12 protein-coding genes and 1 tRNA gene are annotated in these 13,142 nt (G+C 49.4%); 7 read left to right on the forward strand and 6 right to left on the reverse strand.

Translation table 11 applies throughout. The features are described 5' to 3' along the window. The first annotated feature begins 35 nt into the window (after window positions 1–35). The 7 genes from HS105_05260 to HS105_05290 all read left to right on the forward strand — a co-directional run bounded on the left by HS105_05260 (window position 36) and on the right by HS105_05290 (window position 6,100). Window positions 36–614, forward strand: coding sequence for a YihA family ribosome biogenesis GTP-binding protein (locus HS105_05260; protein ID MBE7516002.1), 579 nt, complete (start codon window positions 36–38; stop codon window positions 612–614). Window positions 615–863: 249 nt separating this feature from the next. Next, a complete protein-coding gene (rho, locus tag HS105_05265) occupies window positions 864–2,255 on the forward strand; it encodes a transcription termination factor Rho (GenBank protein ID MBE7516003.1) in 1,392 nt (463 codons plus the stop codon). Window positions 2,256–2,378: 123 nt separating this feature from the next. Then, a complete protein-coding gene (locus HS105_05270) occupies window positions 2,379–3,773 on the forward strand; it encodes a glycogen synthase (GenBank protein ID MBE7516004.1) in 1,395 nt (464 codons plus the stop codon). 9 nt (window positions 3,774–3,782) lie between these two features. Further along, window positions 3,783–4,148, forward strand: a complete 366-nt coding sequence (locus HS105_05275; GenBank protein ID MBE7516005.1) for a four helix bundle protein — start codon at window positions 3,783–3,785, stop codon at window positions 4,146–4,148. 30 nt (window positions 4,149–4,178) lie between these two features. Next, complete coding sequence (locus HS105_05280) at window positions 4,179–5,492, forward strand: adenylosuccinate synthase (GenBank protein ID MBE7516006.1); 1,314 nt, start codon at window positions 4,179–4,181, stop codon at window positions 5,490–5,492. Next, on the forward strand, window positions 5,492–5,962 hold the full coding sequence (locus HS105_05285) for a GNAT family N-acetyltransferase (protein MBE7516007.1): 471 nt from the start codon (window positions 5,492–5,494) through the stop codon (window positions 5,960–5,962). Before HS105_05280 ends, HS105_05285 begins: the two co-directional genes overlap by 1 nt. A 62-nt stretch (window positions 5,963–6,024) precedes the next feature. Next, window positions 6,025–6,100: transfer RNA gene (locus tag HS105_05290), tRNA-Lys, on the forward strand. Between the two features lie 79 nt (window positions 6,101–6,179). Here the strand turns inward: HS105_05290 and HS105_05295 are convergent. From HS105_05295 to HS105_05320, 6 genes are all read right to left on the reverse strand, one after another. Continuing rightward, window positions 6,180–6,467, reverse strand: a complete 288-nt coding sequence (locus HS105_05295) for a hypothetical protein (protein MBE7516008.1) — start codon at window positions 6,465–6,467, stop codon at window positions 6,180–6,182. 211 nt (window positions 6,468–6,678) lie between these two features. Beyond that, window positions 6,679–9,237, reverse strand: a complete 2,559-nt coding sequence (locus HS105_05300; GenBank protein MBE7516009.1) for a CHAT domain-containing protein — start codon at window positions 9,235–9,237, stop codon at window positions 6,679–6,681. A 6-nt stretch (window positions 9,238–9,243) separates the two neighbouring features. Continuing rightward, window positions 9,244–9,483, reverse strand: coding sequence for a hypothetical protein (locus HS105_05305; GenBank protein MBE7516010.1), 240 nt, complete (start codon window positions 9,481–9,483; stop codon window positions 9,244–9,246). Continuing rightward, on the reverse strand, window positions 9,483–11,432 hold the full coding sequence (locus HS105_05310; GenBank protein ID MBE7516011.1) for a S9 family peptidase: 1,950 nt from the start codon (window positions 11,430–11,432) through the stop codon (window positions 9,483–9,485). Before HS105_05310 ends, HS105_05305 begins: the two co-directional genes overlap by 1 nt. Beyond that, the gene (locus HS105_05315) at window positions 11,414–12,232 is read right to left on the reverse strand and encodes a hypothetical protein (GenBank protein MBE7516012.1); all 819 of its coding nucleotides are present in this window, start codon (window positions 12,230–12,232) and stop codon (window positions 11,414–11,416) included. The genes HS105_05310 and HS105_05315 overlap by 19 nt, the downstream gene beginning before the upstream one ends. A 116-nt stretch (window positions 12,233–12,348) precedes the next feature. Continuing rightward, on the reverse strand, window positions 12,349–13,059 hold the full coding sequence (locus tag HS105_05320) for a hypothetical protein (protein MBE7516013.1): 711 nt from the start codon (window positions 13,057–13,059) through the stop codon (window positions 12,349–12,351). Between the last annotated feature and the right edge of the window lie 83 nt (window positions 13,060–13,142).

A 13,142-nucleotide genomic window follows, 5' to 3' on the forward strand; every position in this document is an offset into this window, starting at 1 on the left:
GATTGGTCAAAGGTTTTTTTCGGGCCGACACTACGATGAAGATATCTTCAGCAGAATTTGTTAAGAGCGCGTTCGAACGGAGCCATTGGCCTGTCGAGAGCATGTCGGAGATCGCATTTTTGGGCAGGTCAAATGTGGGGAAATCATCACTCATAAATTCGCTCCTTGGCCGGAAAGGCCTTGCCCGAACCTCGAATACGCCCGGACGGACACAGAGCATCAATTTTTTTAAGATCAACGGTTCGTTCTTGTTCGCCGATCTTCCCGGATACGGGTTTGCAAAGGTCTCAAAGACGATGCGTGCCGGTTGGGGCAAGATGGCGGAGGAATACCTCTTTGAGCGCGAGGAGCTTGTCCTGTGCATTCAATTGGTCGATGCGCGGCATCCGCCGTCAAAGCTCGATATTCAGTTGAATGAATGGCTGAGGCACCACGACAAACCCTTCATTGTCGTCGCAACGAAATCTGACAAGCTTTCTGCGAATGACCTCGCAAAAAATCTGAAGGAAATTCGGCGGGTCTTGCCGGCGGCCAAGATACTTCCTCATTCCGCGGCAAAACATAAGGGAAATGACGACGTTTGGGCGGCTATTCTGGCAGCGGTAGAAAAATAAGAAAAAAATAAAATTTTAGTTGCTTTTCTTTTAAGAATAGAGTAAGAATTACATATACCTTAACTTTAGGGTTTCGCCGAAGGGGAGCTTTAGGGCTTTAGCGATGTTTAAGGTATAACTGCAAACAACCCATACAACTTCTTCACTGATAATCCGCACTGCAGATAGTTCGACACGACGGGGAGTGTTTGAAGGTGAATGTTCTGAATATACAAAGGGAATTTTGAAACTTCCTCCTACCGAAAAACAATGGCAACCAAAACCACGAATGCGCGCAAATCTCGTCCCGAGAAGGTGTCTGACGAGCCTACTGACGCTGTTATAGAAACGAACGGCTCCGGCGAAATCCCCTCTGCGGTTACCGGCAAACCCTCTGAGGACGGGAAACTGAACCTCGCGACGCTGAAAGATATGTCGATCAGCGAATTGACCCATATAGCAAAGGATATGGGCATCGAAGGTGCGACGGGGCTGCGCAAGCAGGAACTTATCTTCAAAGTACTCGCCGCTCAGACGGAAAAGAGCGGCCTGATCTTTAGCGAAGGCGTACTTGAAACGCTGCCGGACGGCTTCGGCTTTCTCCGAGCTCCGGAATATAACTATCTTCCGGGGCCCGATGACATCTATGTAAGCCCCTCGCAGATACGAAAGTTCGACCTGCGCACCGGTGATACTGTCTCAGGCCAGATCCGTCCGCCAAAGGAAGGCGAGCGTTATTTCGCGCTTATCAAGGTGGAGGCAATCAACTTTGAGGCTCCGGAACAGTCGCGTGAGAAGGTCTTTTTTGACAATCTTACTCCGCTCTACCCTGACGAACAGCTCAAGATGGAGATCGAGGGCGATCCCGAAAGGGTCGCTGCCCGCGTGATCGATCTTGTAACACCTATCGGAAAGGGCCAGCGTGCATTGATCGTGGCGCCGCCGCGAACGGGTAAAACGATGCTCCTTCAGACCATCGCCAATTCCGTTACCGAGAATCATCCCGAGGTTACGCTAATAGTCCTTCTGATCGATGAACGGCCGGAAGAAGTTACCGATATGCAGCGTTCGGTCCGCGGTGAGGTCATTTCATCGACGTTTGACGAGCCGCCGACACGCCACGTTCAGGTCGCTGATATGGTGATCGAGAAGGCAAAACGGCTTGTCGAACATAAACGCGATGTCGTGATCCTGCTTGACTCGATAACGCGCCTCGCACGCGCTCACAATGCTGTCGTGCCGCCTTCGGGCAAGATCCTTTCGGGTGGTATAGACTCGAATGCCCTGCAGCGGCCCAAACGCTTCTTTGGTGCGGCCCGCAATATCGAAGAAGGCGGCAGCCTCACGATCATTGCAACGGCCCTTATAGACACTGGTTCGCGTATGGACGACGTCATTTTCGAGGAGTTCAAGGGGACCGGCAACTCCGAGATACACCTTGACCGTAAACTTTCCGACAAGCGTCTCTTCCCGGCGATCGACCTCCAGCGTTCGGGTACACGAAAGGAAGAACTGCTCATCAGTAAAGAAGATCTCAACCGTATCTGGGTCATGCGACGCGTCCTTAATCCGCTTTCGCCTGTCGAACAAATGGAGGTTGTGCTCGAGCGGCTTGGCAAGACCAAGAAGAATTCCGAATTCCTTGCCTCGATGCAAACCTGATATGCCTCAGCATAGGTTTCGGATCGTGTATAGCGATACATCGAGGACAGCCTCTTACTGTTTACGACCGCACATTTGCGGCTGGAGTTCGCCGTGCGCATAGCCGTCGTATCTGCTGAAGCTGTGCCGTATTCAAAGACGGGCGGGCTTGGAGATGTTGCCGGTGCGTTGCCGAAGGCCCTTAAGCAGATCGGGCACGACCCGATCCTGATCACTCCTTGCTATTGGCAGACAAAGGGCGAGTATCTGTGGCACACGGCGATCGACGACCTTTGGCTGGACTGGAAAGGGAATCGCTACCGCGCAAAGGCCTTTTACAGCGAGGCTAACGGATCACCGACATTTCTGATCGACGCGCCGTCGATCTTTCATCGCGATTCGATCTATGGTTATCGGGAGGATTATGAGCGGTTCGCGTTCTTTAACCGCGCTGCTCTTGAACTGCTGAAGCGCATCGGCGAACCGCCGCATATCGTACATCTCAACGATTGGCACTGCGGCTTTGCGGCGGTGGAATTGGCATCACGCAGGCGGGCCGATCCATACTGGCGAAATTCGCGCACGGTCTTCTCCATACATAATCTTGCATATCAGGGCGGCTTTGCATCAGGCGATCTTGCGATGCTGGGTTTTACATCGCAATTTGCGAGAAACGCTTTTAGTTTCAACGGTTATTCATCTGCTATGAAGGCGGGGCTTGAGGTCTCCGATACGCTTTCGACGGTCTCAAAGCGTTACGCGGCCGAAATTCGAACGCCGGAATTCGGCTACGGTCTCGATTGGCTGACACGCAAACGCAGCGGCCGCCTGATCGGCATCACGAATGGCGTTGATTATGAGGTTTGGAACCCCGAGTCCGACCCGGAACTGCCGCATCATTTTTCGGTGCGGGATCTCGCAGGCAAGCGTGAATGTAAACGCGCTTTGCTTGAACGATTCTCACTGCCGGTCGAGCTGGATCGGCCCGTTTTCGCGAGTGTTACGCGGCTTACGGCGCAAAAGGGTGTCGAACTGATAAGGCAGGGAGCAGGCGATATTTTGGCTGCCGGCGGATTTTTTATAGCCCTTGGCTCGGGTGAGCGCGATTCGGAGCAGTTCCTGCAGGCTTTGCGTGACCGTGTCCCGTCGCGGGTCGGTGTGTATATCGGCTACAATGAAAGCCTGGCGCATTTGATCGAGGCCGGGGCAGATATGTTCCTGATGCCGTCGAAGTTCGAGCCGTGCGGGTTGAATCAGATGTATTCGCTCCGTTACGGCACGGTGCCGATCGTGCGTGCAACGGGCGGGCTTGATGATACCGTTGATAATTGGGATGCGGTGAATGAAACGGGAAACGGCTTCAAATTCACGGAGTATCGAGCTGACAGGCTACTCGAAAAGATATACGAGGCAAGGTTTGCCTACGAGGATAAGGAGTCGTGGGCGAAGATACAGCAGAACGGAATGTCCATAGATAATTCTTGGGAAAACGCCGCTCGGAATTATGTAGAGCTGTATGAATGGACCATTTCGCATTGAGAACTGACAATGGATAATGGACGATCAAAGAGCAATGTTCTTCGTGAGAAGTCGTATGCGTTCGCACTGCGGATAGTGAAGGCTTATAAGCATCTCGCGTCGGAGGCAAGAGAATATGTTCTTTCAAAACAGCTTTTGCGCGCCGGCACGTCGATCGGAGCGAATGTTGCTGAGGCGAATCAAGCTCAGTCCCGTCCTGATTTTATCAGCAAACTTTCGATAGCTCTGAAAGAGGCTGTTGAAACTGAATATTGGCTCAGTCTGTTAGAAGATTCGGATTATCTAACGAGGCAGCAAGCGCGATCGTTGCTTGCTGGTTGTCGGGAATTGATCAAAATTCTTACTTCATCAATAAAGACATCGAAAGGTGTTTGATTATCAATTGTCCGTTATCAAGTATCACGTATTATGATCATCGTAATAATAGGTGCCCAATGGGGCGATGAAGGCAAAGGAAAGGTCGTTGACCTTCTGGCTGACCGTTTTGATATCGTTTCGCGATATCAAGGCGGGCACAATGCCGGCCACAGCGTTTACGTCGGCGATAAGGCCTTTGTGTTGAGACTCTTACCGTCGGGCATCATCCATCCGGATAAAATATGCGTTCTCGGTAACGGTATGGTCATTGACCCGAAAGCGTTCTTTGAAGAGATCGATCAGATACACGGCCAAGGCATTTCGGTCACGCCGGAGCGCCTGAAGGTCTCGAGTCGTGCACATCTCATTATGCCTTACCATCGGGCACTCGATCATACTTCTGAAGAGCGTCTCGGTAATGAGAAGATCGGGACGACGCTCCGAGGTATCGGGCCTGCGTATGAAGATAAGGCAGGCCGCCGCGGCATTCGTGTCGCCGATGCAATGGTTCCTGAGCTTCTGAAATTGCGCGTCGAACGCAATCTTGAAGAGGCTAACCGCATCATTGCACTATTCGGCCAGCAGCCGCTGCGTTCGGACGAAATACTTTCGGAGATCGCACCGCTTATCGATCGTATGCGGCCATTCGTCTGCGAGACATCGAATTTCCTTGCCGAAGCACGCCGCGCCGATCAGAAGATACTTCTCGAAGGTGCCCAAGCGACTCTGCTCGATGTCGATCACGGCACATACCCGTATGTAACTTCTTCAAATCCGACCGCGGGCGGAGCTTCGGTCGGAGCGGGCATTCCGCCGCATCATATCACCGGCGTACTTGGCATAGTGCGTACTTACGCGACGCGTGTCGGCGAAGGGCCGTTTCCTACAGAGATGCTCGAATCAGAGGAGGCCACGGCAGATCTTATCCGTGAGCGTGGCCGCGAGTACGGTTCGGTAACAAAACGGCCGCGCCGCTGCGGATGGTTCGATGCGGTTGCTACTCGCTATGCGGCAGAGCTGAATGGTTTTGACAGCGTCGCGCTGACGAAACTCGACGTCCTTGATACGCTCGAAGAGATAAAGGTCTGCATCGGCTACGAGATCGACGGGCGCCGCGTCGATACGTTTCCTGCGGTCGCAGGCGAACTGCTGCGCATAAAACCCGTTTACGAGGTGCTGCAAGGGTGGATGGCTAACACGGTCGGTATTACAAAATTTGATGAACTTCCGGAAAAAGCACGCGATTATGTAAAATTTCTGTCTGAGCAGATCGGAACCGAGATCGGGCTTATCTCAACGGGCCCCGAGCGCGATCAGACGATCATTCTGCAGGACTCCGTAATGGAAAGTTGGTTCAAATAGTGGAGATCGTTGGCTTTAGTGAGAAATGGGCCGCTGATTTTGCCCGAATGAATTACCGCTGGATCGAGAAGTATTTCACTGTCGAGCAGCACGACCGCGATATACTCGATGATCCTAAAAGATCGGTCATCGATGCCGGCGGCGAGGTCTTTTTCGCAATTGAGGACGGGCAGGTCGTTGGAACCGTCGCATTGATCCCGGCGGGCGGAAATATCCTTGAGCTGACAAAAATGGCGGTCGATCCCGCATTCCAAGGCCGTGGATTCGGCGATGCTCTGATCGTTGCCGGTATCAAATATGCCCGTGATAACGGTTACGAAACCGTTTTTCTCGAATCACACCACAAGTTGGCTCCCGCACTCTCGCTTTATCGTAAACACGGCTTCGAGGATGTACCGAATGATCCGAATTCACTCTATTCGCGAGCAGATGTCCGAATGGAACTTGCCGTAAAGGCCGGCAAATTGTAAAATCCTAAATTCGGCTGAAGTGGGGCCGCGTGCAAAACGCTCTAGCCCGCTGTATGCCGCGTGGTCCGATAGCTCAGTCGGTAGAGCAAATGGCTTTTAACCATTGGGTCCCTGGTTCGAGTCCAGGTCGGATCACCATTATTATCAATAACTTAAGGCGTCTAAAATGACGCCTTTTTCTGTTTACTATCCATTTTACTATCCATTTGACTCCAGGCTACGCTTTCAATCTAGGGCGTCGTGGCCGTGGTTTCAGTCCGCGCATCATCTCAAAGGTGAGAATCACCAAACGCGAACCGTCACGTTGAAGCGGTGTAATCTTTCCCTGGCTGATGCGATGCCTCACGGTATCGTCGGATATTCCCAAAGCCTCACAAGCTTCCTTTTGCTTGACAGCGATAACAGAATTGAATGGATGAAAATGATCTTCAAGTTTTTCATCTAACAACGCCCCCAGAGTCTCAACGAGTTCTTCCTTCGGGATTAGAATAAATTTGTCGTCCATGTGTTTTGCTCCTTTGGATTTTCAAAGTGCAAAACGCGTGCCTCGGCATAGATCATTCCCGGACGCTTGTAAATACAAGATCTCTACAAATATCACTGGGTAGTTTTAGGTTTTAGATGGAACATTTTTGCACCACTTGCCTTTGACATGGTGCATTTTTTATCCAACCATAGACAATGCTTTTTCGTCGATGAATGGATTTTGTTCCAATTTACCGAAAGTCACCGAGAAGCGTGAAGCTTGCCCAGTAGTATGGTTCGTAGGTCTCGGACGATTTGTCACGGATCATGGAGATAGCTGCGTTTTGAAGAGCTCGGGCTGCAGGGATTCCTTTTTTGTATTCCTTGTAGAAGTTTTGTACGAACAAGCCGGTCGATCGGTCGTTGGCTTCCCATTGAGTTGAAATTACTGTGGTGCTCCCGGATCCGAGTAATGCCCAGCCGATACTGACGACGCCTTCACCATTCAGCACATTGCTTGTATCACAGGAAGCTATGAAGGCAAGGCTTTGGGGTTTGAGATGAATTTTCAGCAAGTCGTTGACCGTTATTCGGCCGTTATGATTTCCCGATGGTTTGAATCCAAGAAAGGAATCTATCGGTTCTTCACGATCGGCTTGGGCGTGCATCGAAAAATGCAAAATGTCTGCCGCGTGAGATAGATTGAAGAACTGCTGCGAAGTGGCTCCGATTCTCGGCGGCACATCCAGAAGTTTGCCAACTGTTGCCGCTTCCTGGTTTACAAATCGGAGTGTACGGTTCTCAAATGTGTTGTTCGCGAATACCTGTGCGCTTTTTCTGAACGGGGCCTTTTTCTTCATTGATTCAAGCAGCAAAGAAACTGATGGCGAATAGCTGACCATTTTCTTTTCTATCAGATAGGATTCGCCGTCGGGACTCAAAGCATGGAATGGGATCTTCCAGAGCGACTTGTCCGGAACGAACACTATGTGGGAAGAACTGAGCGATAAGGGTTCTATTAGAAAATCGTAGATCTCCTTTCCGTCATTCTTGAAGAATATCCGATTCATGATCTTGTTTCGGACACTATTCGCCATTGCAACGATGTCTGGCTCAGAGATGCCGAGTCTGACAAGACGAATTGGCTTGTGTTTTTCAAGCACGTGAGCGGCAAGATTGCCTTCAAGCGTAAAAAAGTATGACACGATTGCTGTGTCATCAAGGTCCCGCATATTGTCTAATTGTAATGACTTTGCCACAGCGGTCGAATTCTGAGGAATTGCAGTAGTTATGGTTGCTTCAAAATCGTCCAATGCTCTCTTGTCGTCGCCATTGAGAAATCCTGACGAGAGATCATATGCTCTTTTTGTAATACCAGGAGAAATATCTGAAGATTGTTTTAATGGCGAGAAGTTGATGCGGTCACTCAGGACCCTCCCTTTGAGATAGTCAACTGTTTCAAAAGACCTTCTAAGATCACCGGTATCAGCCTCGATCTCCGCAATCAATCTATAGACAGAGTGGAAGGTTTCAAGCATCGAAAGCGATAACGGAGCGTCGTCAGTCGTCCTTGCCTCGCTTATGATCGCCTCGGCCTTCCGCAGGACCTTCAAAGCCGACTCTTTATTGCCCAGTCCCCAATGTCCTCTGGCGAGCAATAAATACAAATGCGGGAGGTTCTCCCGAAAGTTCTCCTTTTCCGCAAGGCTCAAAAGCATTTCGCTTAATCCGATTAGTTCTCCCCAATTGCTTTTCCGCTCCGCAATGGTAGCTTTCCAGTAAGGAGCCACGAAATTGGAGGTAGATTTCATAGTTTCGAGCCGAGAGAACTGCTTTTCGGATTCGCCAGCGTCATCTTGCAACGCGTTAATGATTGCACGACCGAGTGTAACGTCATATTCGAAGCTCTTACTTTTGTCGAGTTCCGCAAGCGTCCTTACATGCTTTTCAGCGGTCGTAAGATCGTTGTGATAAAGTGCGTTAAGAAGCAATGTGGAAAGAAAAATGGAACTTTGAGTATCATCTTTTGCCGATATTGCCAGATTCAATCCTTTTTCATACATTGTCTTTGCCCGCTGTTCCTGACCGGCCGCGCTCAATAGATTCCCATACTCATAGAGGGCTTGGCGGTACCGGAATTTGAATGTCGTATTCTGGCTTGCTTCAACCAGCTTCTTTGAGTAGGAAATCGCTTTGCCGTAGTTAAACTTGGATTGCCAAGCGAGACTTAGAAATCGCAGTATCTCGAGATGAAGGGCAGACCTCGGAACCGCATTTGATATTGCTTCCGCTTTTTCTAACCAGACAATCGCTGAGATGTCATATCCGCTCGAAAAAAGTATTCGGCCGTTACTGACATAGTATTCAAGTTCGATCTCGCGATTCTGAGGAGCAAGGGCAAAAGCATCGCGGGAACGAGTAGATGCGGACCTGAAATCTTTTTTTGCTCTGAAAAGATGTGCCTGTGCAAAAAGCAAAGATGCAAGGAATTTCTTGTCTCCTTTCACTCTTTCGGCATCAGCCACAGCCTCGACCAACACCTGTTCGGCGTCGTCATACTTTTCAAGTTGTATCAAGGCTCTGGAAGCATATAGGCCGTTAACCGCAGCATCCGCGAACTTGCCTAGCTTACGGGCATTTGTGATCTCAGCAGGAGCACTTTCTATTACAGCCTTAAAGCTGCCTTCCTCAAAGAGAGAACGAAGATCGGTTGTGACCGCAAAACCATTAAATGACGCGAGCGCAGTCAACAGGCCGAAGACTGTGAGTCTGGCTGCCACTGCGCCTGCGTTCTGATGAAAATCATTCATTCTTTATCATTCCTCGCGAGGACGGCAATTGCCGTTATCATCGATCACATTATTTGGTTTACATGTCGTGCACAGCCTGGGCGGGCAATCACCATCTCGAAGCAGAAGAAGCACCTCTTCGACCAGATGCGATAAGATGCTGGTGGCCGCTGCGGTGCCAGCGACAAAGCTGGTATTAGCAAGGATGTTGCCGGCCAGCAACGTCGTAAGCAGCATAGTGCATATAGTTGTTCTTATTTTTTTCATTACTTTTTACTCCTTAATTGTTTTTTCAAAAACTCATACATCGCGGCAGTCACGTAACGGCCTCCAACGCCGTGTCCCGCTTCGTTAGCGTATATGAACCACACCTCGGCCCCGGTTTCTTTGATCTGATCCTTGAGGCCGAGCACGTCCCGTTCAGGGACTCTCTGATCGAGCTTTCCTCGCGTTAGAAACAACGGCGTCTTATTCCAATTTTCTGTGTTGTTCAGCGGAGAAAGCTCGTCGAGCCTTTTCATTAACTCTTCGTCTTTTGGGTCTCCATATTCATTTATGGAGAATTCATCTATAAAACTCTGGGAAAGATATCCCCGGACTGAAACCAAAGGATATTCGGCAATCACGGCCTTTATTCTCTGCGGCTCTTGAAGGGCAGTCGCTAGGGCGATAAGGCCGCCATAACTTTCACCCCGGATAAAGATCCTTGAAGCATCCAGTCCCGGCTGTTTCTCAATCCAATCAATCAATGTTCGGATATCTTTAACAGCGTCTGCCCGCTTTGCACCGTTATCAGCATCCATGAACTCGATCCCGAATCCTGAGGAGCCGCGAATATTTGTGTGTATGGTGGTGATGCCTAGATAGGTTGCTAGGCGTATGTCAGAGGTATTGAATGTCGGCCGATCAATGATCTGTGGTCCGCCATGAACGTAGATCACGACTGGTGACTTAATTTGTTCTGATTTTGGGCGTATTACATAGCCTGAAATGGTCTTGCCGTCGAAGGACCTCCATTTGATCACTTCAGGTGCTTGTACAGTATTTTCAATTTGAAGCGGAACCCGCTCTTTTGTCCAGGACGTGTGCTTCTTCTTGGAGAAATCAAAAGACTCGACCGAGGCAGGTTTTCCGACATTATCAATTGTGTAAACCACTTCCTCGTTTGACAGCCATCGTGTTCCCCAGATGACATATGATCCTCTTACAAAGGATGAGGCTGTTTCGACCAATCGATCGTTCTTCAATTTGGCGATTTTGAGGTTGTCGATCCCGTCCTTTGTTCCCTGTATCAAGAACGACTTTCCATCAGGAGGTACCTTAACGTCCTGAAGATTTGCCGTCCCTTCAGGTAAAAGGATGCGCTTCTTCACGCCGGTCTTGATATCTAACGAAAGCAGACAGCGTTCCTGACCGCATTCGTCCAAACCCTCCGAGAGCCAAAAGACCCGCCCTTGTGCAAAAAAGCCTTTGTTTGAGTTTCCTTTTTCTTCTATCGGAATTGTCTTTTTGGTCGGGATGTCATACAGATACAGGCTCTGATTGCTGGAGGCCTTCCAGTATTTGAGTAATATCTTGTCTTGATCGGCGTCAAGGACATTCCAAATTCCTTTCAGGTCCGTCAGAAAGCAGGAGATCGAGACAAGATCGCGGCTGCACAGTTTTGTCGTTTTGTTGTCGAAGTCAACTTGGGTGTAATAGATGATCTTACCGTCTCTTGACCAAACAAATGATTCGACGGACTCGTCCTTGCCGGTAAAAGAGGACAATTTCTTGATTTCCTTGCCTGTCCATAGATAAAGCTCATAGTTGTCCTCGTCGGCTTTGTCATCGGTGAATGCAAAGGTGGCGTTAGTTGGATTCCCTCTGACGGTACTCGGAACCCTATTGTCAATAATGACCTCCGGCTTCGCCATCGGCGACGCGACGCGATAAATGAATGACTTTTCATCTGTAACGAGTATTGACCGGCTCGTCCTTTCAACATCCCAAATAAGGTTATTCCTGATCTGAGATGGGTCAAAGAAAAGCTTTTCGACTTCATCCTTCTTTATTGGAGGTATTCCTTCAACCTTCATATTCGCCGGCACGGGAAAATCATCAGAAGTTGATTGTCCAAAGATCGACACGGAAGCCAATACGGCGAGGATGGCCGGTACGAAATAGGAAATTAGATTGTGTGCTGATAAACTCTTCATCAATTTTTCTCCGTACATCTTAGGTTCGGCGAACTCCGCTTCTGAAGCCGAAGCTTTCTTTTATCACTATTAATTTCGCCGCTGTCGTTTAGCGAGAAACGCTGCGATCCACTTGAGATGGTTTCGCCCGATTGAAGAGTCACGACAAGGCGCCATTTGTAAACTACATCTTGTTCAAAGCGGGCCTTCGAAACGTATGAGGTTTCGTTTTCGGTCTCGAAATGATCGACGAGCTTTTCGTTGAGATCTGAAATATAGATGGCGTACCGAGCTGCTTTCGGGACATTGCTCCATAACAACTTCACACCCTCATCGAATGCCGTAGTGTCCAGACCGATCGACCCAATGGGGCCGCAAGGGGGCTCGAGATTTCGTGTTTCAGAATCGACCGGAGCGTTCAATTTGGATTTTTGCGACCGGCCGCTCTTGGGTATCGATCTTTTGGATTCCGGTTTTTGGGTTGTCGATACCGACGATCTATTCGGTGTCTTAGGGGGATGAGCGTGAGTTGGCTGATCACTATCAAGGGGCGGCAGACCCGGAATACTGTCTCGGCCATTTAACTCGCAACTGTCGATCGATGCAACCAGATTGGCACTTATCGAATTGTTTGGATTGGAGAGGAACCATAGTGACAAGCCGCCTGTTATTGCAATGAACAGCAAAGCAGCGAAAGCTGGCCGAAGCATTGGACGGAGACTACCCAGGAGCGAAGGGAACTTCATTCCTAGGCTCTCCTCTGCGTCATCGGTGAACGCGCTGTTGTCCCGTTCAATAAAAATCGAATCCAAAAATTCACTTGATGTTGGCTTTGGCAAAAGCTCTCGGCAACTGAGGCATTCCAAGAGATGCCTCGATGTCAGACGCATGTCTTCTCTCGAAAGTGTCCCCTTTCGGAAATGTGAGATCTCTGAAATCTGTAAGTGCTCGCCGTTCATGTTATCAGCCTTTCAAGCCTTTTTCTTGCGTCGTATCTTGCCTTTTTAATGTTTCTGACTTGAGCTCCGTTATTTACGAGCCCAACGTTCTCATTCACCAATCTCGCGATCTCAACGTCAGTCAAGGGGATTTGTGCCGATAACGCTTCCCACATCTCGATTTCGAATGACAGGGCCGAAGCGATTCGTTCCTCGCCGATCCCGAACTGCATCAGATAGATCAAAGTCTCCGCTGAATGCAAAAGTAATGCTCGCCGTTGATATACACTCAGACTGCAAATTCCTTGCCATACTTTCAGGACGAGCTCATTCATCTCAAGATCGGCCTCTGCATTTTGTGATTTGTCCTCAGATTCAGGAACAAACTCGAGGGGGACTTCGTTCAGTCTGGACGATTTTTTCCTTGAGCGATTGATCTCGTTGTAAGTGGATCTTGCTGTGAATGAACGCCATTCATCATGGGACATTCCGCTACTTCGCTCTCGAAACTTTATGTGCCACTTCCAGAGTCGAAGCGAAGTGTCCTGGACAACATCCGGAATATCAGAAGCGGGTAAGGAGGTTCTTTGGGCGTTTGTGATGAGTTTTATGAGTTTGAAGGCTTCTCGTATAAATCCTTCGCTTGAGTGCTCGGGCTTAATATCAGCGTCCGGCGAGGGAACGTTGCCGGGGAATGGCTGTAGTTTTTGAAGTAACGACCTTTTCATCTCCTCTTGGATATTCCGACATGCTTTTTACGGCCCCGGAAAAAAAATTGCTTCCAGCAAGTTGATGTTATGTAACCTTTTCG

The sequence above is a fragment of the Chloracidobacterium sp. genome, from assembly GCA_015075585.1.
Classification (GTDB): Bacteria; Acidobacteriota; Blastocatellia; order Pyrinomonadales; family Pyrinomonadaceae; genus OLB17.